The 25,316-nt window shown below is 72.6% G+C and carries 24 protein-coding genes; 21 read left to right on the top strand and 3 right to left on the bottom strand.

The window, feature by feature from the left end; genetic code table 11:
• The first annotated feature begins 17 nt into the window (after window positions 1–17).
• The 3 genes from ABWI07_RS28340 to ABWI07_RS28330 all read left to right on the top strand — a co-directional run bounded on the left by ABWI07_RS28340 (window position 18) and on the right by ABWI07_RS28330 (window position 4,464).
• Window positions 18–1,481: a sugar porter family MFS transporter gene (locus ABWI07_RS28340; RefSeq protein ID WP_149264730.1), complete on the top strand. Its 1,464-nt coding sequence runs from the start codon at window positions 18–20 to the stop codon at window positions 1,479–1,481.
• 284 nt (window positions 1,482–1,765) lie between these two features.
• Window positions 1,766–3,751: a threonine--tRNA ligase gene (gene thrS, locus ABWI07_RS28335; RefSeq protein WP_353820308.1), complete on the top strand. Its 1,986-nt coding sequence runs from the start codon at window positions 1,766–1,768 to the stop codon at window positions 3,749–3,751.
• A gap of 107 nt (window positions 3,752–3,858) precedes the next feature.
• On the top strand, window positions 3,859–4,464 hold the full coding sequence (locus tag ABWI07_RS28330; protein WP_353820307.1) for a hypothetical protein: 606 nt from the start codon (window positions 3,859–3,861) through the stop codon (window positions 4,462–4,464).
• Here the strand turns inward: ABWI07_RS28330 and ABWI07_RS28325 are convergent.
• A complete protein-coding gene (locus tag ABWI07_RS28325) occupies window positions 4,446–5,099 on the bottom strand; it encodes an Asp23/Gls24 family envelope stress response protein (protein WP_353820306.1) in 654 nt (217 codons plus the stop codon). The genes ABWI07_RS28330 and ABWI07_RS28325 overlap by 19 nt on opposite strands.
• Window positions 5,100–5,287: 188 nt before the next feature.
• On the opposite strand from ABWI07_RS28325, the gene ABWI07_RS28320 reads away from it, so the two are divergent.
• Entirely contained in the window at window positions 5,288–5,917 is a 630-nt protein-coding gene (locus ABWI07_RS28320) for an HIT family protein (RefSeq protein WP_235037427.1), read from the top strand.
• A gap of 65 nt (window positions 5,918–5,982) precedes the next feature.
• On the opposite strand, the gene ABWI07_RS28315 is transcribed toward ABWI07_RS28320, so the two are convergent.
• A complete protein-coding gene (locus tag ABWI07_RS28315; RefSeq protein ID WP_160161230.1) occupies window positions 5,983–6,840 on the bottom strand; it encodes a polysaccharide deacetylase family protein in 858 nt (285 codons plus the stop codon).
• Between the two features lie 192 nt (window positions 6,841–7,032).
• Window positions 7,033–9,198 carry an elongation factor G-like protein EF-G2 gene (locus ABWI07_RS28310; protein ID WP_149264735.1) on the bottom strand — a complete coding sequence of 722 codons (2,166 nt, stop codon included), beginning with the start codon at window positions 9,196–9,198 and terminating at the stop codon, window positions 7,033–7,035.
• 355 nt (window positions 9,199–9,553) lie between these two features.
• Here ABWI07_RS28310 and pgsA point away from each other — a divergent pair, with 355 nt between their 5' ends.
• From pgsA to ABWI07_RS28225, 17 genes are all read left to right on the top strand, one after another.
• A complete protein-coding gene (pgsA, locus tag ABWI07_RS28305) occupies window positions 9,554–10,216 on the top strand; it encodes a phosphatidylinositol phosphate synthase (RefSeq protein ID WP_353820355.1) in 663 nt (220 codons plus the stop codon).
• Entirely contained in the window at window positions 10,213–11,142 is a 930-nt protein-coding gene (locus ABWI07_RS28300) for a phosphatidylinositol mannoside acyltransferase (protein WP_149264736.1), read from the top strand. Before pgsA ends, ABWI07_RS28300 begins: the two co-directional genes overlap by 4 nt.
• 10 nt (window positions 11,143–11,152) lie before the next feature.
• On the top strand, window positions 11,153–12,316 hold the full coding sequence (locus ABWI07_RS28295) for a glycosyltransferase family 4 protein (RefSeq protein WP_149264737.1): 1,164 nt from the start codon (window positions 11,153–11,155) through the stop codon (window positions 12,314–12,316).
• An 8-nt stretch (window positions 12,317–12,324) separates the two neighbouring features.
• Window positions 12,325–12,864: a LemA family protein gene (locus tag ABWI07_RS28290; protein WP_149264738.1), complete on the top strand. Its 540-nt coding sequence runs from the start codon at window positions 12,325–12,327 to the stop codon at window positions 12,862–12,864.
• A gap of 172 nt (window positions 12,865–13,036) precedes the next feature.
• Entirely contained in the window at window positions 13,037–14,071 is a 1,035-nt protein-coding gene (locus ABWI07_RS28285; protein ID WP_235037428.1) for a DUF3048 domain-containing protein, read from the top strand.
• Window positions 14,072–14,226: 155 nt separating this feature from the next.
• A complete protein-coding gene (gene pdxS, locus ABWI07_RS28280; protein ID WP_149264739.1) occupies window positions 14,227–15,150 on the top strand; it encodes a pyridoxal 5'-phosphate synthase lyase subunit PdxS in 924 nt (307 codons plus the stop codon).
• A 137-nt stretch (window positions 15,151–15,287) separates the two neighbouring features.
• Window positions 15,288–15,902, top strand: a complete 615-nt coding sequence (locus ABWI07_RS28275; protein ID WP_149264740.1) for a DUF6928 family protein — start codon at window positions 15,288–15,290, stop codon at window positions 15,900–15,902.
• 114 nt (window positions 15,903–16,016) lie between these two features.
• Entirely contained in the window at window positions 16,017–16,634 is a 618-nt protein-coding gene (gene pdxT / locus ABWI07_RS28270; RefSeq protein ID WP_353820305.1) for a pyridoxal 5'-phosphate synthase glutaminase subunit PdxT, read from the top strand.
• Window positions 16,635–16,637: 3 nt separating this feature from the next.
• The gene (locus tag ABWI07_RS28265) at window positions 16,638–17,393 is read left to right on the top strand and encodes a YebC/PmpR family DNA-binding transcriptional regulator (RefSeq protein WP_149264742.1); all 756 of its coding nucleotides are present in this window, start codon (window positions 16,638–16,640) and stop codon (window positions 17,391–17,393) included.
• Window positions 17,394–17,474: 81 nt separating this feature from the next.
• A complete protein-coding gene (locus ABWI07_RS28260) occupies window positions 17,475–18,626 on the top strand; it encodes a GNAT family N-acetyltransferase (RefSeq protein WP_149264743.1) in 1,152 nt (383 codons plus the stop codon).
• 37 nt (window positions 18,627–18,663) lie between these two features.
• Complete coding sequence (ruvC, locus tag ABWI07_RS28255; RefSeq protein ID WP_235037429.1) at window positions 18,664–19,257, top strand: crossover junction endodeoxyribonuclease RuvC; 594 nt, start codon at window positions 18,664–18,666, stop codon at window positions 19,255–19,257.
• On the top strand, window positions 19,254–19,862 hold the full coding sequence (gene ruvA / locus ABWI07_RS28250) for a Holliday junction branch migration protein RuvA (protein ID WP_353820304.1): 609 nt from the start codon (window positions 19,254–19,256) through the stop codon (window positions 19,860–19,862). Before ruvC ends, ruvA begins: the two co-directional genes overlap by 4 nt.
• A gap of 90 nt (window positions 19,863–19,952) precedes the next feature.
• Complete coding sequence (gene ruvB, locus ABWI07_RS28245; RefSeq protein WP_353820354.1) at window positions 19,953–21,026, top strand: Holliday junction branch migration DNA helicase RuvB; 1,074 nt, start codon at window positions 19,953–19,955, stop codon at window positions 21,024–21,026.
• A 178-nt stretch (window positions 21,027–21,204) separates the two neighbouring features.
• Window positions 21,205–21,708, top strand: coding sequence for a preprotein translocase subunit YajC (yajC, locus tag ABWI07_RS28240; RefSeq protein ID WP_200842437.1), 504 nt, complete (start codon window positions 21,205–21,207; stop codon window positions 21,706–21,708).
• Between the two features lie 41 nt (window positions 21,709–21,749).
• Window positions 21,750–23,546: a protein translocase subunit SecD gene (secD, locus tag ABWI07_RS28235; RefSeq protein ID WP_308801020.1), complete on the top strand. Its 1,797-nt coding sequence runs from the start codon at window positions 21,750–21,752 to the stop codon at window positions 23,544–23,546.
• A 2-nt stretch (window positions 23,547–23,548) separates the two neighbouring features.
• Entirely contained in the window at window positions 23,549–24,715 is a 1,167-nt protein-coding gene (gene secF / locus ABWI07_RS28230; protein WP_149264745.1) for a protein translocase subunit SecF, read from the top strand.
• A 9-nt stretch (window positions 24,716–24,724) separates the two neighbouring features.
• Window positions 24,725–25,255 (top strand): adenine phosphoribosyltransferase, encoded by a 531-nt coding sequence (locus ABWI07_RS28225; RefSeq protein ID WP_200842438.1) that lies wholly within the window; start codon window positions 24,725–24,727, stop codon window positions 25,253–25,255.
• Window positions 25,256–25,316: the final 61 nt, after the last annotated feature.

Below are 25,316 nucleotides of genomic sequence, written 5' to 3'. Positions count from 1 at the left end.
GGGGAAGATCGGGCTCCATGACCGCAGGGAGCGAACCGGAACAGGTGGACGAGCGGCTCCAGGACGGGCCGTCCCATACCGCCGCGGTGGCGGCGCTGCTGGCGGGTGCCGCCGCCCTCGGCGGGTTCCTCTTCGGCTACGACTCCTCCGTGATCAACGGGACGGTCGACGCCCTCAAGCAGGAGTTCGGCCTCGGCGGCTTCGCGGTCGGCTTCGTCGTGTCCGCCGCGCTGCTCGGCTGCGCGGCGGGCGCCTGGTGCGCGGGCCCGCTGAGCGACCGGATCGGCCGGGTGCGGGTGATGCTCATCGCCTCCGGGCTGTTCGTGGTCAGCTCGCTCGGCTCCGCGCTGGCCTTCAGCGCGGTCGACCTCACCGCCTGGCGGCTGGTCGGCGGCCTCGCCATCGGCGCCGCGTCGGTGATCGCGCCCGCCTACATCGCCGAGATCGCCCCGGCCGAGCTGCGCGGCCGGCTCGGATCCCTGCAGCAGATGGCGATCGTGCTCGGCATCTTCGCCGCCCTCGTCGCCGACTACGCCATCGCGCGGGTGTCCGACGGCGGCGCGACCGGGACGTTCCCGTGGGGCGGGGGCGCGTGGCGGTGGATGTTCGCCAGCGCCGTCGTCCCGGCCGTGATGTACGGCGTGATCGCCACCACCATCCCCGAGTCGCCCCGCTACCTGGTCAAGAAGCACGAGACGGCCCGCGCCCGCCAGGTGCTGCGGCGCGTGATGGGCCGCGGCGACGTGGACGTGAAGATCACCGAGATCGTGCGGTCCATCGCCGCGGACCGGCCCGTCCGGCTGCGGGACCTGCGCGGGAGCCGGCTGGGACTGCTGCCGATCGTCTGGGCCGGGATCCTGCTGTCGGTGTTCCAGCAGTTCGTCGGCATCAACGTGATCTTCTACTACTCCTCGTCGCTGTGGCAGGCGGTCGGGTTCTCCGAGAACGACGCGATGCTCACCTCGGTGATCAACTCGGTCGTCAACGTCGCCTTCACGCTGGTCGCGATCGCGCTCGTCGACCGGGTCGGGCGGCGCCCCCTGCTGCTGACCGGAGCCGCCGGCATGGCGGTCTCCCTCGGCACCCTCACCGCCTGCTTCGCGACCGCCCCCGTGGTGGACGGCGAGCCGCACCTCGGCGGCGCCGCCGGGCCCGTGGCGCTCGTCGCGGCCAACGTGTTCGTCGCCTCCTTCGCCGCGACGTGGGGGCCCGTCGTGTGGGTGATGCTCGGCGAGATGTTCAACAACTTCATCCGCGCGTCCGCGCTGGCCGTCGCCGCCGCCGCGCAGTGGCTCGCCAACTGGGTCGTCACGACGACGTTCCCCGGCATCTCCGGCTTCTCCCTCGGCCTGGCCTACGGCATCTACACGCTGTTCTCGATCCTGGCGTTCGTGTTCGTGCTCCGCGCCGTCCCCGAGACCAAGGGACGCGAACTGGAGGAGATGGACGACCTCGCCGCCCCGAGGGGGGCCCGCGCGTGAAGGGCCGGGCCCCGCGCCCGCCCATCGGTTACAGTGGTGTCATGCCGTACGCGTTCGCAGAGACGACGACGCCGGGCCACTCCCGGCGCGACGGCGGCATGTCCTGACATTGCACGCGGAAGGGCCCCGGGAGCGATCCCCGGGGCCCTTCCGCTGTCCGGGGACGCCACGGGCCCTCCGCCGACCGAGAGGAGCGGCCGATGGAGCCGGATGCGTCCGGGGGACACCCCGAGTCGATAGCATCGAAACCCGCTGACCCCGAACCACCATCGCGAGGAGTACCCGTGTCCACCGTGTCTGAGCTGCGCATCACCCTCGACGGGAGCGAGCGGGCGGTGCCGGCGGGCACCACCGCGGGGCAGGCACTGGAGGCCGACGGCCGGACCGTGATCGCCGCCCGCGTCAACGGCGAGCTGCGCGACCTCGCCGGCGAGCTGCGCGACGGCGACGCCGTCGAGCCGGTCGAGATCGGCTCCGACGACGGCCGGGCGATCATGCGGCACTCCGCCGCGCACGTGATGGCGCAGGCCGTCCAGGAGCTGTTCCCCGAGGCGAAGCTGGGCATCGGCCCGCCGGTGGAGAACGGCTTCTACTACGACTTCGACGTTCCCGAGCCGTTCACCCCCGACGACCTCAAGCGCGTCGAGAAGCGGATGCGCGAGATCGTCAAGCAGGGGCAGCGGTTCTCCCGCCGCCCCGTCGCCGAGGAGGACGCGCGCGCCGAGCTGGCCGCCGAGCCCTACAAGCTGGAGCTGATCGGCCTGAAGGGCTCCGGCCCGGTCGGGGACGCCGCCGACGGCGCCGAGGTCGAGGTGGGCGGCGGCGAGCTGACCATCTACGACAACCTCGACGCCAAGTCCGGCGAGCTGCGCTGGAAGGACCTGTGCCGAGGCCCGCACGTGCCGTCCACCCGGGTCATCCCCGCGTTCAAGCTGATGCGCTCGGGCGGCGCCTACTGGCGCGGCAGCGAGAAGAACCCGCAGCTCCAGCGGATCTACGGCACCGCCTGGGAGTCCCGCGAGAAGCAGGACGAGTACCTGCGGTTCCTGGAGGAGGCCGAGAAGCGCGACCACCGCAGGCTCGGCGCCGAGCTCGACCTGTTCTCCTTCCCGAACGAGATCGGCAGCGGCCTCGCCGTCTTCCATCCGAAGGGCGGCGCGGTCCGCAAGGTGATGGAGGACTACTCCCGCCGGCGGCACGAGGAGGAGGGGTACGAGTTCGTCAACACCCCCCACATCACCAAGGGCCACCTGTTCGAGACCTCCGGGCACCTCGGCTGGTACAAGGACGACATGTTCCCGGCGATGGAGATCGACGGGGGCGACTACTACCTCAAGCCGATGAACTGCCCGATGCACAACCTGATCTTCCGGGCGCGCGGCCGGTCCTACCGGGAGCTGCCGCTGCGGCTGTTCGAGTTCGGGTCGGTGTACCGGTACGAGAAGTCGGGCGTCGTGCACGGCCTCACCCGCGTGCGGGGCATGACCCAGGACGACGCGCACATCTACTGCACCGAGGACCAGATGGGCGAGGAGATCAAGCGGCTCCTCGACTTCGTCCTCGGGCTGCTGCGCGACTACGGCCTGAACGAGTTCTACCTCGAGCTGTCCACCCGCGACGAGTCCGACAAGTTCATCGGCTCGGACGAGATGTGGGAGAAGGCCACCGCCGCGCTCCGCGAGGCCGCCGAGGCCACCGGGCTCGACCTCGTCCCCGACCCGGGCGGCGCGGCGTTCTACGGCCCCAAGATCTCGGTGCAGGCCAAGGACGCGATCGGGCGCACCTGGCAGCTGTCCACCATCCAGGTCGACCCCAACCAGCCCGAGCGGTTCGGCCTGGAGTACCAGGCGGCCGACGGCACCCGGCAGCGCCCCATGATGCTGCACCGGGCGCTGTTCGGGTCGATCGAGCGGTTCTTCGGCGTGCTGCTGGAGCACTACGCGGGCGCGATGCCGCCGTGGCTGGCGCCGGTCCAGGCGGTCGGCATCCCGATCGGGGACGCCCACGTCCCGCACCTGGAGAAGGTGGCGGCGCGGCTGCGCGAGCACGGCCTGCGCGTCGAGGTGGACGCGTCCTCCGACCGGATGCAGAAGAAGATCCGCAACGCGCAGAAGCAGAAGGTCCCGTACATGCTGCTCGCGGGCGACGAAGACGTGGCCAAGGACGCCGTGTCGTTCCGGTACCGCAACGGCGAGCAGAAGAACGGCGTCCCGATCGACGAGGCGGTCGAGGAGATCGTCGAGGCCGTGCGGTCCCGCGCGCAGATCTGAGCCGGCCCGGGTCGCGCCCGCCGCGCGCGGGCGCGACCCGCGGGTGGCGGCGCGCCCGGAGTTGGTAGCCTCATCGACCACGTGCGACGACCGGGGAGACAGCGGAGATGAAGTCCAGGAGGCCGGCGCGGCGCGGGCGCTCGCTCTGGCTCCGGATGGCCGGCTACACCGGCACCCTGGCGCTCGTCGCCGCCGCGGTCGTCGTGCTCCTCATGCCGCTGATGGACGACGGCCAGAAGGGCGCCGCCGGCGCCGGGGGGACGGCGGGCCCGTCCGCGCCGGGCGGGCAGACGGGCGTTCCCGGAGGCGGCGGCCTCCCGGCGACCCCGACCAACCCCGCTCCGCAGCAGACCGGCGGCCAGCCCTACCCGAGCGGCGGGGGCGGCGGGTCCGGCGGCCAGGGCGGCGGTCCGCAGATCCCGCCCCAGAACGGCTCGGCCGGCGGTATCGGCGCCTGCCCCAAGGGGACGGCGTACTACCGGGCCGCCCCGACGGGCGTGGACGTCGTCATCGCGGTCTCCGCCGGCGGCGCGATCCGGGCGGAGCTGTCGCTGCGGGGGCAGGAGCCCAGGGCCCAGCAGACCACCATGCGGAGCGGCGGGTCGAAGACCTTCCACTTCACGGGCGTCATGCCGCAACTCGTCGAGCGCGTGAAGGTGACCACGATCTCGGTGGGCGGCGGCATGCAGAACTGCTACGCCCGCGCCGCCTGACGAACGTCCTCGACCGACACGTTCACGGCGGCGACCCGCGTGCCCAGCATGATCGCCGCCACCCGCGCCACGTTCGCCTTCACCAGGGTCGCCACGTCCCTGATCACGGTGCCGTACTCGACGGCGATGGCGACGTCGAGGGTGACCTCGTCGTCGTTCTGGACGACGCGCACCCCGGTCGCGGCGGGCTCCTCCCGGACGGTGAGGCCGGCGACGCCGTCCACCTCCAGCGCCGCGAACGCGGCGATCTTCCCGATGACCGCGTTCCCGATCGTGATGCGGCCCTCCACCGGCGCGCTGAGGTCGCCGGGTGAGCCGTGCAGCGTCATCGGCACCGCGTTCGGCCCCGAGGACTGGGCGCCCCGCGGCGGCGGGACCGACTGCCGCGCCGCGGCCGGGGGAGGAGCCGACAGCGGTCTCCCCGGCTGGGTCACCTGCTGCGTCCCCTGTGAAGGCGTCCCCTGTGACGGCGCGCCGTGGGGTGGCATGCCGGGGGGCTGCTGGGCGTGCGGGGGCGTCGCGGGCGGCGGCTCGGTCTCCGGGCGGCCGGCGGGCACCCCGGGGAACCGCGGTCCGGGGCCGGCCTCCTGCCCCTGCTCGGCGTTCCCGGTGCGGTGCTTGTCGAGCCCGGTCATGATCGCTCCCTGGGGGTCGGTCGGGTGACCATGGTGTCGGAGCGACGCGCGGGACGTCACGCAGGCACCGGATCGCGGGCGCGTCCGAAGACCCGCCGACGGGCCATGCTAGGGGATCCCGGCTACAGCCCCCGGGGCGTCTCTCTCTATGCTGCTGGTCAGGCCGTGAACAAAAGGAGACCGCCGCCTTGAGCCCAGAGCCGGAGGAGTCCGTGGTGCAGCAGGGGCGCGAGGACGCGCCCGGTGCCGGCGCCGGGAACGAGCGCACGCCCCGCTTCGAGGAGGAGAGGGGCGGCGCGGGCACGCCCGACAACTTCCAGCGGCTCTGGACCCCGCACCGGATGGCCTACATCAAGGGCGAGAACAAGCCCACGGGCGGGGGAGCCGGCGACGGCTGCCCCTTCTGCGAGATCCCGAAGATGACCGACGAGGAGGGGCTCGTCGTGGCCCGCGGGGAGTCGGTGTTCACGGTGCTGAACCTCTACCCCTACAACTCCGGGCACCTGATGGTCGTCCCGTACCGGCACGTCGCCGACTACGCCGACCTGGAGGAGCCGGAGTACACCGAGCTGGCCGTCTTCACGCAGCGGGCCCTGACGGCGCTGCGCAAGGCGAGCGGCGCGCAGGGCTTCAACGTCGGCATGAACCTCGGCCTCGTCGCGGGCGCCGGCATCGCGGCCCACCTGCACCAGCACGTCGTCCCGCGCTGGGGCGGCGACACCAACTTCATGCCGGTGGTCGGGCACACGAAGGTCCTGCCGCAGCTGCTGCGCGACACCCGCCAGATGCTCGCCGACGCCTGGCCGCACGACGGCTGACGGCAACGACGGCCGACCGGGCGGAGCCCGCCGGACGAGGGGGACGAGGCTCGGGCGCGGCCGCCCTAGGCGGGAGGCACGGCTCGCCGCAGGCCCGCGTCGCCACCGGGGCGGGGCGGCGGCTGCGAGACGCTCATCAGCTCCGAGAGCGTGACGAACTCGAAGCCCTTGGCGCGCAGGCCCCGGATCATCGGGACGAGGTTGCGGAGCGCGACCAGGCGGTCGTGGTTGCCGGTGTCGTGGGCGAGCAGGATCGCGCCGGGGCCGGTGTTGCCCACGATGTAGTCCACCAGCGCCGGCGGCTCGTCCTCGTAGGTCTTCTCCAGCATCTTGATCGACCACAGCGCGATGTCGTAGTCGAACCGGCACGCGGCGCTGAGCGTGGTGCCGCCCAGATGCCCGAACGGCGGGCGCAGGAACCGGGGCTCCCTGCCGACGATCCGCGTGATGGCGTTGTGGGCGCGCCGCAGCTGCTCCAGGGCCTGATCGTCGGACAGGCGCGACAGGTCCTTGTGCTGCCAGGTGTGGTTGCCGGCCTCGTGCCGCTCCATCCGCCCGTGCACGAGCCGGGCGTGGCGGACGAGGCGCTCCCCGACGAGGAAGAACGTCGCCTTGACCCGCTCGGCGTCCAGGATGTCGTGCACCATGGGCGTCCAGTCGGGCATCGGCCCGTCGTCGAAGGTGAGGGCGACGAGCTTCTGGGCGGTGTCGACGCCCCAGATCACGTCGACGTGCGCGCTGCCGGGGCGCCACGGACCGGCGATGGGGACCGCCATCGCCGACGACGGCGGGCCCCCGGAGCCGACCACGGCGCCGACGGCCTCCGCGCCGGCGCCCAGTGTGACCGCTCCGGCGGCCGCCAGCCCCAACCCCTTGATGAACGTCCGGCGTCCGGGGGCGGCCGGATCCCGGGGGGCGTCCACGTTTTTCATTGTGAGACCACGATCGCACCGCGGACCCGCCCTGATCATCGGCCGTCCGGCCGAATCGCGGGTCACCCTGCGGGATGAGCCGGGCTCCCCCCGCAGGTCGATTCGGCGGCGCCGGCCGTCACCGCGGCGGAGGGGGCGGGGCGGGGCCCGGCGCGCGCCGGGCCCCGCCCCCGCGGGGCGCGGTCAGCCGTCCCTGGACTCGGCGGCGACCTTGTCGGCGAGATGCGACGGGAGCGGTTCGTAGCGCAGGAAGGAGCGGCTGAACGTGCCGGTGCCCTGCGACATCGAGCGCAGGTCGATCGCGTACCGGACGATCTCCAGCTGCGGCACCTCCGCCTTGATCATCGTGCGGCCGCCCGGTACCGCCTGGGAGCCGAGCACCCGGCCGCGCCGGGAGGTGAGGTCGGACATGATCGGGCCGACGTACTCGTCGGCGATCAGCACGCCCACCTCGTCGACCGGCTCCAGCAGCAGGATCGGAACCTGGCTCGCCGCGTCCTTCAGCGCGAGCGCCCCGGCCGCCTGGAACGCCATGTCGGAGGAGTCGACCGAGTGCGCCTTCCCGTCGTGCAGGGTGACCTTGATGTCCACCATCGGGTATCCGGCGGACACGCCGCGCTCCATCTGCTGCCGGACGCCCTTCTCGACCGACGGGATGAACTGGCGCGGGACGACCCCGCCGACGATCTTGTCGACGAACTCGAAGCCCTCGCCGGAGGGCAGCGGCTCGACGTCGATATGGCAGATGCCGTACTGGCCGTGCCCGCCGCTCTGCTTGACGTGCCGGCCGAGGCCCTTCGCCGTCCCGCCGAACGTCTCGCGCAGCGGGACGCGCAGCTCCACCCGCTCGACCTCGACGCCGTAGCGGGCGCGCAGCCGGTCGATCAGGACGTCGGCGTGCGCCTCGCCCATGCACCACAGCACCAGCTGCCGGGTCTCGGAGTTGTTCTCCAGCCGCAGCGTCGGGTCCTCGGCGACGAGCCGGCCGAGCGCCTGGCTCAGCTTGTCCTCGTCGGCCTTGGACTTCGCGCGGATGGCGACGGGCAGAAGCGGGTCCGGCATGGACCAGGGCGCCATCACCATGGGCGCCGCCGGGTCGGACAGCGTGTCGCCCGTCTCGGCGCGGCTGAGCTTCGCCACCGCGCAGATGTCGCCCGCGCCGCACGACGACACGGTGCGCTGCGTCTTGCCCAGGGGCGAGGTGAGCGCGCCGACGCGCTCGTCGACGTCGTGGTCCTCGTGGCCGCGGTCCTCCATGCCGTGCCCGGAGACGTGCACGGTCGTGTCGGGGCGCAGGGTCCCGGAGAAGACCCGGACCAGCGAGATCCGCCCGACGTACGGGTCGGAGGTGGTCTTGACGACCTCGGCGACCAGCGGCCCCTCCGGATCGCAGGAGATCTCCTTCGGGGGCCCGCCCGCCACCGGGGTCACCGGGGGGATGCCGTGTTCGAGGGGGGACGGGAACGCCTGGGTGACGACCTCCAGCAGCTCCATCATGCCGACGACCGGGCCGGGGTGGTCGCCGTGCGGCACCGACGTGGCGAGGACGGGGTAGAAGCTGCCGCGCGCCACCGCGGTCTCCAGGTCCTCGATGAGCGCCTTGACGTCGATCTCCTCGCCGGACAGGTACCGGTCCATGAGGGTCTCGTCCTCGCTCTCCTGGATGATCCCCTCGATGAGCGAGGCGCGCTGCTCGGAGATCTGGTCCAGGTACCGGGGGTCGGGGTCGCACTCGGTGCGCTTCCCGGTCGAGTAGTCGAGGCAGCGCTGCGACAGCAGCCCGATCAGGCCCTTGAGGCCGTCGTCGCCCTGGGCCGGGAAGTACAGCGGCGCGACGCCCTCGCCGAAGACGTCCTGGCAGGTCATGACCACGTCGTCGTAGTCGCCGCGCTGCTGGTCGATCTTGGTGATGACGACCGCGCGGGGCATCTGCACCGCCGCGCACTCCTCCCAGATCATCCGGGTGAGCCCGTCGATGCCGTCCACCGCGGAGATCACGAACAGCGCCGCGTCGGCGGCGCGCAGCCCGGCCCGCAGGTCCCCGACGAAGTCGGCGTAGCCGGGGGTGTCGATGAGATTGACCTTGACGTCGCCGTGCACCAGCGGCGCGAGCGCGAGGTTGACCGAGCGCTGCTGGCGCACCTCGACCTCGTCGAAGTCGCTGACGGTGGTGCCGTCCTCGACCTTCCCCGCCCGCTGCAGCGTGCCCGTGGCGGCGAGCAGCGCCTCGACGAGCGTGGTCTTACCGGCCCCTGAATGGCCGACCAGCGCGACGTTGCGCACTTTGTCGCACGTGCCGGCCTCCGGTGCCCTGCCGGGGGCTCCCGGGTGGCCTCCCTTGTCCGCCATGACTACCTCCTCGGACGGGCCTCTCGCGGAGGCCCGCGTGCGGCTGGGGCCCGGCCCCGGCGGGCCCGGCCCTGACGTCCGAGTGCGGCGTCCGACCTCGTTCATCGCGCGTGACCGGCGTCACACCCGTGCCAACAGCCTTTCCCCTGCGGGCCGGGATCACAAGGGGTGAACGGCAAACAACCGCGATCCGTCCGGGCCGCGGCGGCGGCGGGCCCGTGCCCGGCCGCGTCCCGGCGGCGTCCGCACTACGATGGGCGCGCCGCGTGGGCGCCGGACGCCCGCGGCGGGGCCGCTCCCGGTGACCACGACTCCCGGCGGCGACGACTCCAGGCGACCACGAGAACGGACGGCGATGCTCAACAAGATCAGGCCCGTGCTGGGGCGCGTCCTCACCCCCGTCGGACAGGCGGTCGCGCGGACCGGGGTCTCGCCCAACGCCATCACCGTCATCGGGACGGTCGGCGTCGCCGCCGGCGCGCTCGTGCTGTTCCCGCGCGGGGAGTTCTTCTGGGGGACGATGGTCATCACCGCGTTCGTCCTGTTCGACATGCTCGACGGCGCGGTGGCCCGGGTCACCGGGAAGATCTCCTCGTTCGGGGCGTTCCTGGACTCCACCATGGACCGCGTCGCCGATGCCGCGATCTTCGCCGGGCTCATGATCGGGCTGTACCGGGCCGGGCAGGAGCCCCTCGCCGGGGTCGCCCTGTACTGCCTGGTCTCCGGGGTCGTGGTGTCCTACGCCAAGGCGCGCGCCGAGGGGCTCGGCTACACCTGCAACGTCGGCATCGCCGAGCGCGCCGAGCGCCTCATCGTCGCGCTGGTCGCCGCCGGGCTCGACGGGCTCGGCGTCCCCTACGTCCTCGCCGTCGCGCTGTGGGCCCTCGCCGTGCTCAGCACCGTCACGGTCGGGCAGCGGTTCGCCACGGTGTACGCCCAGGCGAAGGCCGACGGCGGCCCGGGGGCGGGCAACGGCGCGCGCAACGGGGCCGAGAAGACGCCGGAGCCGCGTCCATGACCACGCCCCGCCGCGCAGAGGCGTCGCCGTCGCTTCGCGACGAGGTGACCGACGCCGTCTACGCCCTGGGCTGGACGGTCGTCCGCAAGATGCCCGAGAGCGCGGCGCGCCTGGTGTTCGCCGCGCTCGCCGACCGCACCTGGCACCGCTACGGCGGCGGCGTGCGGCAGCTGGAGAAGAACCTGTGCCGAGTCCTCGGCAAGGACGCCGTCGACGACGAGGTCCGCGTCCTCAGCAAGAAGGTGCTGCGCTCCTACTTCCGCTACTGGCTGGAGGTCTTCCGGCTGCCCGAGTACGACCGGGCGCGGATCGTCGGCCGGATGCGGGTCACCGGCGAGAAGAAGATCTTCACCAACCTCGACTCCGGGCGCGGCGTCATCCTGGCGCTGCCCCACATGGGCAACTACGAGCAGGCCGGGGCGTGGCTGGTGCACAACGGCCACCCGTTCACCACCGTCGCCGAGCGCCTCGAGCCGGCGTCGCTGTTCGACCGGTTCGTCGAGTTCCGCGAGGGCCTCGGCATGGAGGTCCTCGCGCACAGGGGCGCCTCCGCCTACGGGCGGATGGCGCAGCGGCTGCGCGCCGGGCGGCCGGTGTGCCTGGTCGTCGACCGCGACCTGACCGACACCGGCGTCGAGGTCGAGTTCTTCGGCGCCACCGCCCGGATGCCCGCCGTGTCGGCCGCGCTGGCCATCCAGACGGGCGCCGCCCTCATCCCCGTGACACTCTGGTACGAGGGCGAGTACTGGGCGGCGAGGGTCCACGAGGAGATCCCCGTGCCGGACGAGGGCGGCAGACAGGAGAAGATCCAGGCCATGACCCAGGAGCTCGCGCGCGCCTTCGAGGAGGGCATCGCCGCCCACCCCGAGGACTGGCACATGCTGCAGAAGGTCTGGGTGGACGACCTCGCGGACGGCCGAAGTTGAGGGCCGGCCGATGAAGGTGGGCATCGTCTGCCCCTACACCTGGGACGTGCCGGGCGGCGTCCAGCAGCACATCGGCGACCTCGCCGAGGCGCTGGTCGCGCTCGGCCACGAGGTGTCGGTCATCACGCCCGCCGACGACGACGCCGACCTGCCGCCCTACGTCGTGGCGGCCGGGCGCGCCGTCCCCGTCCCCTACAACGGCTCGGTCGCCCGGCTGGCGTTCGGGTTCCTGTCGGCCGGCCGGGTCCGGCGCTGGATCCGCGACGGCGGGTTCGACGTCCTGCACGTCCACGAGCCCGCCGCGCCCTCGCTCGGGCTGCTGGCCTGCTGGGCCGCCGACGGGCCCATCGTGGGGACGTTCCACGCCTCCTACGAGCGGTCGCGGGCGCTGTCGGTCACCGCGCCGATCCTGCAGAGCGCCCTCGAGAAGATCACCGGCCGGATCGCGGTGTCCGAGGCCGCCCGCACCACGCTCGTCGAGCACCTCGGCGGCGACGCCGTGCTCATCCCGAACGGCGTCGCGACCGAGCGCTACGCGATGGCCGCGCCGCTGCCCGGCTGGCGCGGCCGCGCGGACCCGCCGCCCGGGGGCGGCGACGGGGGAGCGCTCGGCTTCCTCGGCCGGATGGACGAGCCGCGCAAGGGCCTGCCGGTGCTGCTGCGCGCCTTCGAGATCATCGGCCGCCTCCGGCCCGGGCTGCGGCTGCTGCTGGCCGGCCCCGGCGACGCCGACGACGTGCTGGCCAGGGTCCCGCCCGACCTGCGCGACCGCGTCGTCGTGCTCGGCATGGTGAGCGAGGAGGACAAGGTCCGCGCCTACCACTCGGTTGACGTGTTCGTCGCGCCCAACCTCGGCGGCGAGAGCTTCGGCATCGTCCTCGCCGAGGCCATGGCGGCGGGCGCGCCCATCCTGGCCAGCGACATCGAGGCGTTCGACCGCGTCCTGCGCCGCGGCCGGGCCGGGGCGCTGTTCCCGGCCGGCGACCACGAGGCGCTCGCGGCGGCGGCCGGGGCCCTGCTCGACGACCCGGCCCGCCGCAAGCAGCTGTCCGCGGAGGCCCGCGCGGCCGTCCGGGCCTACGACTGGTCGTCCGTGGCCCGCGACGTGGTGCGGGTGTACGAGACCGTCACCGGCGGCCGCGTCCGCGTCGTCGAGTCCGGCGTCGGCGCGTAGGGGGCGGCGTGTCCTACGACTGGGTCATCGACGTCCTGTTCTGGATCGCCGTCGTCTTCCTCGTCGGCGTGTACGTGTCGTGGCGCGCCACCCGGCTCGACCGGCTGCACGTGCGGGTCGAGACGGCCCGCGCCGCGCTCGACGCCGCGCTCGTCAGGCGGGCCGCCGCCACGCTGGAGCTGGCCGCGTCGCGGCTTCTGGACCCCGCCACCAGCCTGGTGCTGGCCACCGCCGCCCACGAGGCCCGCACCGCCGACGCCGAGGGGCGCGAGTTCGCCGAGAGCGACCTGTCGCGGGCGCTGCGCGCCGCCGTCGACCAGCCCGGGTTCGTCGACGCCCTCGCCGCGCGCGGCGGCGACGGCCAGGCGGTCCTGGAGGAGCTGTCGTCCGCCGCCGCGAAGGTCGCCTACGCCCGCCGCTTCTACAACGACGCCGTGTCCCAGGCCCGGATCGCGCGCCGCAAGCTGCTCATCCGCGTCCTGCCGCTCGCCGGGCGCGCCCCGCTCCCGGACTTCTTCGAGATCGACGACGACCCGCCCGGGATCTGACCGCGGGGGACCGCGGCCGGCCGCGGTCCGGAGGCCCGGAATCCGGCCGCCCGGACATATCGGCAGGCGGACCTTGAGCGGGGGAGCACCCCTCGGCCGTACCACCGGGCGGGCGAGCGCACCGGATCACGTTCGCTAACCTCTGGCAGATCGTCCAAAGGAGGGGTAGATCGTGCGATCTGTCTGGGAGATCACCGCCCGGAGGCACGCGGCCGCGGGACTCGGCGTCCTCGTCCTCGGCGCCGCGCTGCCGGCCTGCTCGAGCTCGGACGGTCCGAAGTCGGCGCCGCCGCCGAAGAGCACGGGCGCGCCCCAGGACAGCGCGACGCCGACGCCGGCGACGCACCCGTTCACCGGCGGCACCAAGGGCCTCGGCAACCCCGTCCTCGCGGTCAAGATCGAGAACACCAGCCCCGCGCTCCCGCAGAGCGGCGTGTCGGCCGCCGACATCGTCTACGTCGAGCAGGTTGAGGGCGGCGAGACCCGCCTGATGGCGGTCTTCTCCTCCAAGCTGCCGAAGAAGGTCGGGCCCGTCCGCAGCGCCCGCATCTCCGACCTGCACATCCTGCCGCAGTTCGGCCGTCCCGCCTTCGCGTTCTCCGGCGTCCAGAGCAAGATGAAGAAGTACATCCGCAAGGCGCCGGTGTACGACATCTCACAGGAGAGCGCGGGCGGCGCGTACTTCCGCTCCAGCGACAGGCGCATCCCCTACAACCTCTACGCCGACCCCAAGAACCTCCTCAAGCGGGCGCCGAAGGCCGCCAAGCCGCGCGACATCGGCTTCCGCTTCGGAGAGGCCCCCGAAGGCGGCGAGCCCACCAAGTCGTTCACCGCCCGGTGGCCCGCCGCCAGGATGGGTTTCACGTGGTCGGCCAAGCAGAAGCGGTGGCTCGCCAGCTGGGGCGGCAGGCCCGACCGCGCCGCGGAAGGCGGGCTGCTCGGCGGCAAGACCGTCGTCGTCCAGTACGCCAAGACGACCCGCTCGAAGTTCCACGACTTCCTCGGCAGCTACACGCCGCTGATCCACACCACCGGCACCGGGCGCGCGGTCGTCCTGCGCGACGGCAAGGCCTACGACGCCAAGTGGTCGCGCCCGTCCGAGAGCAAAGGCACCACCTACACCACAGCCGACGGCAAACCCATGAACTTCGCACCCGGCCAGGTGTGGGTCGTGCTCGTCAACGACGGCAAGCCCTACACGCCCTGAAGTGGGCGCGTCCTAGGCCGCGCGGAGCCCGGGGCACCCCCGCCGCCCGTCACTTCGTAAGCCTCCGCCGCCGTCCGCTGACACTCTGCCGGGTCCAGAGGGCGAACGAGCAGGCAATATCATGGGAAAAGACTTGTCGTCCGTCCACGTGAGGAATGCCCGTGTCCACTTCCACTCCCGCCCCTGACAACGCCGCGCCCGAGACCGGGACCGCCCGCGTCAAGCGCGGCATGGCGGAGATGCTCAAGGGCGGCGTGATCATGGACGTCGTCACGCCCGAGCAGGCGAAGATCGCCGAAGACGCGGGCGCGGTCGCCGTCATGGCCCTGGAGCGGGTCCCCGCCGACATCCGCGCCGAGGGCGGCATCTCCCGGATGAGCGACCCCGACATGATCGACGGGATCATCGGCGCGGTCTCCATCCCGGTCATGGCCAAGGCCCGCATCGGCCACTTCGTCGAGGCGCAGGTGCTGCAGGCCCTCGGCGTCGACTACATCGACGAGTCGGAGGTGCTGACGCCCGCCGACTACGACAACCACATCGACAAGTGGGCGTTCACCGTCCCCTTCGTCTGCGGCGCCACCAGCCTCGGCGAGGCGCTGCGCCGCATCACCGAGGGCGCGGCGATGATCCGCTCCAAGGGCGAGGCCGGCACCGGCGACGTCTCCAACGCCACGACGCACATGCGCAAGATCCGGCAGGAGATCCGCCGCCTGCAGTCCCTGCCCGAGGACGAGCTGTACGTCGCGGCCAAGGAGCTCCAGGCCCCGTACGAGCTGGTCAAGGAGGTCGCGCAGGCGGGCAGGCTGCCCGTCGTGCTGTTCACCGCGGGCGGCATCGCCACCCCGGCCGACGCCGCGATGATGATGCAGCTCGGCGCCGAGGGCGTCTTCGTCGGCTCCGGGATCTTCAAGTCCGGCAACCCCGCCCAGCGGGCCGAGGCGATCGTGAAGGCCACCACCTTCCACGACGACCCCGACGTGATCGCGAAGGTGTCGCGCGGCCTCGGCGAGGCCATGGTCGGCATCAGCGCCGCCTCCCTCGGCGAGGACCAGAAGTTCGCCGGTCGCGGCTGGTAGCGGGCACCCGTCCGCCCGGCCCGGAGTGGCCGGGCGGATACCGGGGTCCCCCCTCCACACCGGCCGCCGGCGGGGTTACGCTGACGTCGCGGCCGGTGAAGCGATCTTCGGGCGGTCCGGCCGCGGGAGGGGAGAGCATGGCTTGGTCGGTCGCGCTGGCGTGTGCGAGCGCGGGTGAGCCCACCGAGGTGTTCCGGCCCGGCATGGTGCCCGATCCGGACGCCGCCGCGAAGATCGCGCGCCGCCTGTACCCGGCGGCCGCCCTCACCGAGACCGGTGACACGGTCCTGGACTTCGCGCTCTGGCCCTACGACGACGAGCTGTTCGTCGGGGCCTTCGAGCGGGCGCTGCTGCTGTGCGACAGGCGGCTGTTCTGCCTCGACGAGGACGCCCGCCGCATCGCCGACACCGCCGCCGCGGCCCTGCCCGGCGCGCACTGCGGCGTCCTCGTCCTGCACAACGTCATCCGCGGCTGCTGGTTCCGCTGGTACGAGTCGGGCGAGCTGCTCCGCGACGTGTTCGTCACCGCGGAGGACGGGGTGGTCGTCGACCAGGGCGAGCGGCTGCCCGCCGAGCGGCCGTTCTGGCGCGCCGTCGACGCCGGCGCCCCGGACGTGCCGCTCCCGTTCGACCCCGAGGAGTTCGGGCTCGCCCTCGCCGAGGCCTACATGTTCGGCCGCGGCATCGCCGACCGGGGCAAGGACGGCTTCCTGCCCCTGGAACTCCCGGTCCGCCGCTTCCGGCACGCCTGACCTAGGCGCGGGGGCGGGGGCGCTGCGGGGGCGCTGGGAAGATCAGCCAGGTCGTGCGCCGTTGTAAGGAACGTCTAGGGTTGAGACGACTCCTGTTCCCCGGAAGGTTTCCACGTGACTGCTGTGCCCACGATCGGTGTCCTCGCCCTGCAGGGCGACGTGCGCGAGCACGCGCGCGCGTTGGAGGCGGCCGGGGTGCGCGCCCTGAAGGTGCGCCGCCCCGACGAACTGGAACAGGTCGACGGGCTGGTGCTGCCCGGCGGGGAGTCCACCACCATGTGGCGGCTGGCGCGCTCGTTCGAACTGCTCGACCCGCTGCGCAAGCGGATCGAGGCGGGCATGCCCGCCTACGGCTCCTGCGCCGGCATGATCATGCTGGCGGACCGGATCCGCGGCGGCGTCGCGGGCCAGGAGACCGTGGGGGGGATCGACATGACCGTGCGGCGCAACGCGTTCGGCCGGCAGGTCGACTCGTTCGAGGCCGCCGTCCCGCTGACCGGTATGGGTGACACGCCGTACCACGCGGTTTTCATCCGCGCACCCTGGGTGGAGTCCGTCGGCGACGACGTCGAGGTCCTCGGACGCGCGGAGAGCGGCCCGAACGCCGGTAGGATCGTCGCCGTCCGCCAGGGGCGCCTCATGGCGACCGCGTTCCATCCGGAGTTGACAGGCGATTTCCGCGTGCACCACTACTTCGCCGATCTGGTGCGCCGGACGACAGAGGAGGATTGACAGATGTCCGGCCATTCCAAGTGGGCGACGACCAAGCACAAGAAGGCGGCCCTCGACGCCAAGCGGGGCAAGCTCTTCGCCAAGCTGATCAAGAACATCGAGGTGGCGGCCCGCACCGGCGGCGGAGACCCCGACGCGAATCCCACCCTCTACGACGCCATCTACAAGGCGAAGAAGAACTCGGTCCCGAACGACAACATCGAGCGCGCCCGCAAGCGGGGCGCCGGTGAGGAGGCCGGGGGCGCCGAATGGCAGACCATCACCTACGAGGGCTACGCCCCCGGCGGGGTGGCCGTGCTCATCGAGTGCCTGACCGACAACCGCAACCGGGCCGCCTCCGAGGTCCGCGTCGCCCTGACCCGCAACGGCGGCTCCCTCGCCGACCCGGGCTCGGTCTCCTACATGTTCAACCGCAAGGGCGTCGTGATCGTCCCCAAGGCGGGCACCAGCGAGGACGACGTCATGATGGCCGTCCTGGACGCCGGGGCCGAGGAGGTCAACGACCTCGACGAGGAGAACTTCGAGGTCGTGAGCGAGGCCGGCGACCTGGTCGCGGTCCGCTCGGCGCTGGTGGAGGCGGGCATCGACTACGACTCGGCGGAGAGCAAGTTCCTGCCGAGCGTGACCGTCCCGCTCGACGAGGACAACGCCAAGAAGGTGTTCCGGCTCCTCGACGCCCTGGAGGACTCCGACGACGTCCAGGAGGTCTACGCCAACTTCGACGTCAGCGACGAGGTCATGGCCTCCATCGACGCCTGACCCCGCCGCCCCGCGAACGCCGCCGCCGCCCGCCCGGGTGCGGCGGCGTTGCCGTCGGAGCCGTCGCATACGGTCTGGATCATGGAGATTCGCGCTGTCGCCCCCGGCGAGGTGGACGCCGTCCGAGACATCCGGGCCCGCGCCTTCGGGCCGCTGCCCGACGAGGTGTGGGCGCGGCGGTCCCGCCTCGTCCGGCAGGCCGCGGAGGCCGGGCGGCAGTTCGCGGGCTTCGACGGCCGGGCGGTCGTCGCCACGGGAGCCCTGCTCGACATGGCGCAGTGGTGGAACGGGCGTGCGGTCTCCACGGCCGGCGTCAGCGCGATCACGGTCGCGCCTGAGGAGCGCGGGCGGGGGCTCGGCCGCCGCCTGATGACCGACCTGCTGGAGCGGTGCGCCGGCCTCGGCCACCCGCTCGCCATGCTCTATCCGGCCACGACGCGGCTCTACCGGTCGCTGGGCTGGGAGCACGCGGGCGGCTGGCACCACGTCGACCTGTCCACCGAGGCCCTGCGCACGATCGCGGCCGAACGGGTCCCCGTCCGCCGCGCCGGGCCGGGCGACGCCGCCGAGGTGGCCGCCGTGATCGGGCGCGCGCACCGGACGGCGCGCGACTGCGGCCCCGTCGGCTGGCCCGAGGCGAGGTGGCGCGAGCATCTGGACGCCCCGGACGTCTACCACTACCTGGCCGAGGACGGATTCCTCTCCTACCGCTGGGCGGAGGGCAACGCCGGGCTGGAGGTCCTCCGGCTCGTCGCGTCCTCCGAGAGGACGCTGAGGGCGCTGTGGGCCATCGTCGGATCCGGCTCGTCCACGGCCGAGTCGGTGCGGGCCTGCGTCTCGCCCGCGGACCCGGTGCTGTGGCTGCCGCGCGAACGCGAACACGAGGTCGTCCATCGCTCCCAGTGGATGCTGCGGGTCGTCGACGCGCCCGCGGCGATCGCGGCGCGCGGCTACCCGGCCGGGGTCGCCGCCGGCGTCCCGCTGGAGATCGACGACCCGGAGCGTCCGGCGAACTCCGGGCACTGGAGGCTGGAGGTCGCGGACGGGGAGGGCAGGCTGGAGCGCTCCACCGCCGCCGCGGACGCCGTGCGCCTCGGCCCGCGCGGCCTGTCGGCCCTCTACGCCGGGATCCCGGTGACCACGCTCCGCCGCGCGGGCCTGCTCCAGGGCGCGGACGCCGAGGCGCTCACGGCCGTGTTCGCGGCCACGCCGTTCTCGCTGGACTACTTCTGACCGGCGACGCGGATTGGTAGCGTTGGCGGCCGAACAGATGATCGAAGGAGCGGCCGTGCGGGTGATGGGGGTGGACCCCGGGCTCACCCGGTGCGGGGTCGGGGTCGTCGAGGGCGCCCCGGGCAAGCGGCTGCACCTGGTGCACGTGTCGGTCGTGCGGACCGCCCCCGACGAGGACCACGCCCAGCGCCTGCTGGGCATCGAGACGGGGATCGCGGCCCTGATGGACGAACTGCGCCCTGAGGCCGTCGCGGTCGAGCGCGTGTTCTCCCAGCACAACGTCCGGACCGTCATGGGGACGGCCCAGGCCGCGGGCATCGCGATGCTGCTGGCCGCCCGCCGCGGCCTGCCCGTCGCGCTGCACACCCCGAGCGAGGCCAAGGCCGCCGTCACCGGCAACGGCCGCGCCGACAAGGCGCAGGTGACCCGGATGGTGACCCGGTTGCTGGCGCTGGAGGCGGCGCCGAAGCCGGCGGACGCCGCGGACGCGCTCGCCCTGGCCATCTGTCACGTGTGGCGCGGGGGAGCGCAGCGACGGCTCGCGCACGCGCAGCGGTCGCGGATCGAGGAGGCGGCCAGGGCCGAACGGGAACGGCTCGCCGCCCGGAGCAGAGGAGGAAGCGTCCAGTGATCGCCTTCGTCAGCGGCCGGGTGGCCGCCGCGGGCCCCGACGGGGCGGTGATCGACGTGCACGGCGTCGGCCTCTCGGTGCAGTGCACCCCCGCGACGCTGGTCGGCCTGCGGGTCGGCGAGCAGGCCCAGGTGCCGACCTCACTCGTCGTCCGCGAGGACTCCCTCACCCTGTTCGGGTTCGCCGACGACGATGAGCGCACCGTCTTCGAGCTGCTCCAGACCGCCAGCGGCGTCGGACCCCGCCTCGCCCTGGCGATGCTCGCCGTCCACTCGCCGAACGCGCTGCGCCGCGCCGTGTCCACCGAGGACGTGAACGCGCTCACCAAGGTGCCCGGCATCGGCAAGAAGGGCGCCCAGCGCATCGTCCTGGAGCTGCGGGACCGCCTCGGCGGCCCGGTCGGCGACGACGGCGGCGACCTGCGCACGCCCGCCCGCGCCGAGCCGTGGCGCGAGCAGGTCCAGATGGGCCTGGTCAACCTCGGCTGGTCGGCCAAGGACGCCGACGCAGCCGTCGACGCCGTCGCCGCGGACCTCGACGGCGGCGAGACGCCCCCGGTCGCGGCGCTGCTCAGGTCGGCGCTGAAGAAGCTCAGCAAACAATGAGCGGTAGCGAACCGGGGGGTGTGGGGGGTCGCCCCCCACGGAGGGCAGGCCATGAGTGAGAGCGAGTCCGGGGAGGCGTGGGGAGCGGGGATGAGCGGGACCGACGAGAGCGAGCGGCTGGTGTCCGCGGACGCCGACGGGATCGAGGAGCAGCAGATCGAGGCCGCGCTGCGGCCGAAGAAGCTGGACGACTTCGTCGGGCAGGAACGGGTCCGCGAGCAGCTCTCGCTGGTGCTGCACGGCGCGCTGCGGCGCGGCCGGACCCCCGACCACGTGCTGCTGTCCGGCGGGCCGGGTCTCGGCAAGACCACCCTCGCCATGATCATCGCGGCGGAGCTGGGGCAGCCGCTGCGGATCTCCTCGGGGCCCGCGATCGAGCGGGCCGGCGACCTCGCGGCCGTGCTGTCCACCCTCGCCGAGGGCGAGGTGCTGTTCCTGGACGAGATCCACCGGCTGGCGCGGCCCGCCGAGGAGATGCTCTACATGGCGATGGAGGACTTCCGCGTCGACGTCGTCGTGGGCAAGGGCCCGGGCGCGACGGCGATCCCGCTGGACATCGCCCCCTTCACGCTGGTGGGGGCCACCACGCGGGCGGGCATGCTGCCCGGCCCGCTGCGCGACCGGTTCGGGTTCGTCGCGCACATGGACTTCTACGAGCCCGCCGAGCTGGAGGTCATCGTCCGCCGGTCGGCCCGGCTGCTGGGCGTGGAGATCGCCGACGACGCCGCCGCCGAGGTGGCCGGACGCTCGCGCGGCACGCCCCGGATCGCCAACCGGCTGCTGCGCCGCGTCCGCGACTACGCCGAGGTCCGCGCCGACGGGGTGATCACGCGGGAATCGGCCCGCGCGGCCCTGGCGTTGTACGAGGTGGACGAACGGGGCCTTGACCGGCTCGACCGTTCCGTCCTGGAGTCGCTGATGCGCAAGTTCGGCGGCGGGCCGGTGGGCCTGTCGACGCTCGCCGTGTCGGTGGGGGAGGAGCCCGAGACCGTCGAGGTCGTCGCGGAGCCGTTCCTCGTCCGGCAGGGCCTGCTCGCCAGGACGCCGCGCGGACGGGTCGCCACGGCTGCCGCGTGGGCGCACCTCGGGCTTCCCCAACCGCCGACCGCGCCGATGGCGGGCACCCTGTTCGACCTGGACGGGAACGCCGACGGAGCGGAATAGTGATCATCTGGTAACGGGTTGGGAACTTCCCGGCGACGCCGATCGTCGCCTCGTTGCCGGGGTCTCGCGTACTCTCTAGACTCCGGGACTTGGTTCACCGTCTCCAGCCGGCGGTCCCGTTGCACGTGACCGGTCTGGTCACAGGCTGGGCAATCGACATCGGAAGGATGCCCCAGTAATGGGCAGCGACATGATTCTCGCGGCGAACAACGGCGGTAGCGGGGCCTTCAACCTGCTCCTGCTCCTCGCCGTGCCACTGGTCTTCTACTTCCTGCTCATCCGGCCGCAGAGCAGGCGCCGCAAAGAGCAGATGCAGATGCAGAACGCCATGGAACCGGGCGCCCGCGTCCTGACGACCAGCGGTATCCGCGCGACCGTCGTGTCGGTGGACGACGACGGTGTCGTGCTGGAGATCGCCGACGGCGTCGAGGTCCGGTTCGTCAAGCAGGCGATCATGCAGGTCCTCAAGGACGACGACCCCGAGGAGCTCGACGACGAGCACGACGAGGCCGTCGAGGACGCCGAGGACGAGGACGGCGACCGCGTCGACCTGTCCAAGGACGGAGCCGAGGTCGACCTGTCCAAGGACGGCGAGGCCGCGGCCAGCGCGGACGAGGACGGCGAGCCCGAGTCCAAGCCGAAGGGGAAGGCGAAGGTCGAGGCGGGCGACAAGCCCGCCTGACCCCCTCTCAGGCGACGATACGACGGGAAGTACGACGACAAGTGGCTCCGCCCAAGAATGCTCCCAAGCCGGGGCGCACGCTCCTCGCGCTCTTCGCGGTCATGGTGGTCCTGGCAGGTCTGGCGGTCTGGCAGGGGCAGACGAAGCCCAAGCTGGGCCTCGACCTCGCCGGCGGGACGACCGTGACCCTCACGGCCAAGACCCCGAACGGCAAGAACCCCCCGGCCGACCAGATGAACCAGGCCGTCAAGATCATGACGAAGCGCGTCAACGGTCTGGGGGTGTCCGACGCCGAGGTCGCCAAGCAGGGCAGCAACAACATCGTGGTGAACGTCCCCGGTGAGGGGCAGGGCCGCGTCGTCAACCTGATCGGGACGACGGCGAAGCTGCAGTTCCGCCAGGTGTTCGCGGTGGCCGACGGGCGGCCCGCGAACGGGGCGGCGCCCGCCCCGTCCCCCAGCCCGTCGTCGAAGGGGAAGGACGGGGGCAAGAGCCCCTCGCCTTCCGCGTCGGCCTCCCCGTCCGGGAGCGCGTCGCCGTCGACGTCGGCGACCCCGCGCGGCCGGGCGCTGTCGGGGGCGCTGGCGGCCCCGACGCCGAAGCCGTCCGGGTCCGCCGCGGCGTCCCCGGCTCCGTCGGCGTCGTCGCCCCTGGGCCAGCCGTCCGGGCAGCCCAGCGCGCCCGCGCAGGACTACCCGGGCGTCACCGACAAGGCCGTGATCAGCCAGTTCGAGGCGCTCAACTGCTACGGCGACGACCGGCGGGCCCCGGGGTCCAACGACCCGAACCGCAAGTTCGTCGCCGCCTGTGACCAGGACGCGGAGAAGGGCCAGGTCACCAAGTACATCCTCGGCCCCGTCCAGGTCCTGGGCGAGAACGTCTCCTCGGCGAGCGCGATGCCGCCGAACGCCCAGCAGGGCCAGGCCAGCTGGTCGGTCTCGCTGAAGTTCGACGGCAAGGGCGCCCGCGAGTTCGGCGCGGTCACCACCGCCGCCTCCCAGGCCTACCAGCAGAACCCGTCCTCGCCGCAGGCGCAGGTCGCGATCGTGCTGGACGGCCAGGTCGTCTCCGCGCCCAGCATCCGCGAGGGCCCCATCACCGGCGGCACCGCCAGCATCGACGGGCCGCCCGACAGCTTCAACCAGCAGTACGCCACCGACCTCGCCAACGTGCTCAAGTACGGGGCGCTGCCGCTGGAGTTCAAGCAGAGCTCCATCGACGAGGTGTCGTCCACGCTGGGCTCCGACCAGCTGACCGGCGGACTGATCGCCGGCGCGATCGGGCTCGGCCTGGTGGTGCTCTACTGCCTGTTCTACTACCGGGGCCTCGGCCTCGTGGCGGTGTCCAGCCTGGTCGTGGCGTCGGCCATCACCTACGAGGCGGTGGTGATCCTCGGTGAGGGGATGGGCTTCCGGCTCTCGCTGCCGCACATCATCGGTTTGATCGTGTCCATCGGCATCACCGCCGACTCGTTCATCGTCTACTTCGAGCGGCTGAGGGACGAGCTGCGGGCCGGGCGCAGGCTGCGCTCGTCGATCGAGAACGCCTGGAAGCGGGCACGGCGCACCATCCTCGTGGCCGACGCCGTGACCTTCCTCGCGGCGCTCGTGCTGTACTTCCTCGCGGTCGGCGGGGTGGCCGGGTTCGCGTTCGCGATGGGCCTCACGACGCTCATCGACGTCATCGTGGTGTTCTTCTTCACCAAGCCGATGGTCGCGCTGCTGGCGCGCACCAGCTTCTTCGGCCGCGGGCATCCGATGTCCGGCCTCGACCCGAGGCGCCTGCACAAGGCGCAGGACACCGCCCCAGCCGCCCGCACGACGAGCCAGGAGGCCTGAGCATGGGAACGCGTGCGGCCATCTCCCGGATCTACCGGGGCGAGATCAGCGCCGACATCGTCGGCCGGCCGAAGATCTGGTACACGATCTCCGGGCTGCTGCTGGCGCTGTCGATCGCGGGCCTGCTGGTGCAGGGACTCAACTTCGGCGTCGAGTTCAAGGGCGGCTCCGTCTTCACCTTCAAGGCGCCGAGCGCCTCGATCGAGCAGGTGCGCGGCGCCGTCGCCGACGGCGGCCCGCACCAGGTGATCGTGCAGAAGGCGGGCGGCGACTGGCGGGTCACGACCGAGAGCCTGTCCTCGAGCGAGGTCACCGCGGTCAAGACCAGCGTCGCCAAGGAGCTGACCGTCCCCGCCGACAAGGTCAGCACCCAGGTCGTCGGCGCCTCGTGGGGCGGTGAGATCCAGAAGAAGGCGTGGCAGGCGCTGCTCGTCTTCATGATCTTGATCATCGCCTACCTGTCGGTGGCGTTCGAGTGGCGGATGGCCGTGGCCGCGGTGGTCGCGCTCGTCCACGACCTCGTGATCACCGCCGGCATCTACGCCTGGTCGGGCTTCGAGGTCACCCCGGCCACGCTGCTCGGCTTCCTGACGATCCTCGGCTACTCGCTGTACGACGCCGTCGTCGTCTTCGACATGATCAAGGAGGTCACCAAGCCGCTCGGGCCGACCTCCAAGATCACCTACAGCGAGGCCGCCAACCAGGCGCTCAGCAGCACCCTGGTGCGCTCGCTGAACACCTCGCTGGTGGCGATCCTGCCCGTCGGCGCGATCCTGTTCATCGGCACGACCCTGTTCGGCGCGGGCACGCTGAAGGACCTGTCGCTCGCCCTGTTCGTCGGCATGATCGTCGGTACGTACTCCTCGATCTGCGTGGCGACGCCGCTGCTGGTCCAGTTCAAGGAGCGCGAGCCGAAGTACAAGCAGCTCCGGGAGAACATCGCCCGGCGCGAGCAGAGCGCCAGGCGGACGTCGAAGGCGAAGGTCAAGGCCGGCGCCGGGGCCTCCGCCGACACCGCGGAGGACGACCCGGCGGACGACCCGGAGGACGAGGGCGATCGTCCCGCCACCGACGTCCGCAGCGCGGTGACCGTGCGCAAGGTCGTGCAGACGGGGTCGCGGCAGCAGCCGAAGCGAGGGTCGCGGCAGCAGCGCCGCGGCGGCAAGTAGGCGGGGAACGTGGGAGTGGACCTCAACAAGCTGATCCAGGAGCGGATCCGCGACGTCGCCGACTATCCCAAGCAGGGGGTGATGTTCAAGGACATCACCCCGCTGCTGGCCGACCACGTGGCGTTCGCCGGAGTGGTGGACGCCGTCGTCAACCACCACGGCCGCGGCACCATCGACAAGATCGTCGGAATCGAGGCCCGCGGGTTCATCCTCGCCGCGCCCGTCGCCTACCACTTCGGCGCGGGCTTCGTCCCGGTGCGCAAGAAGGGGAAACTGCCCTCGGCGACGGACGCGGAGACCTATGATCTCGAGTACGGGAGCGAGACGATCGAGATCCATCTCGACGCCTTCGAACCCGGCGACCGGGTGCTGATCGTCGATGACGTCCTGGCGACCGGGGGGACGGCCAGGGCCGCCGCCGAGCTGGTCCGGCGGGGCGGCGGCGAGGTCGTCGGACTTTCGGTCCTCCTCGAGCTGTCGTTCCTGAACGGACGCGACAAGCTGGGGAATCTGGACGTTCATTCCCTGGTTACGGTCTAGTACGAAATAGGCGCCGGATACACTGACCCCATCAGGGTCCGGTGGGGACGGGCGCGACCCT

Source organism: Actinomadura sp. NPDC000600, from assembly GCF_040492135.1.
In the GTDB taxonomy this organism is placed as follows: Bacteria; Actinomycetota; Actinomycetes; order Streptosporangiales; family Streptosporangiaceae; genus Spirillospora.
Note: the sequence above shows the minus strand (reverse complement) of the source record. Positions and strands in the feature narration are given on the sequence as shown.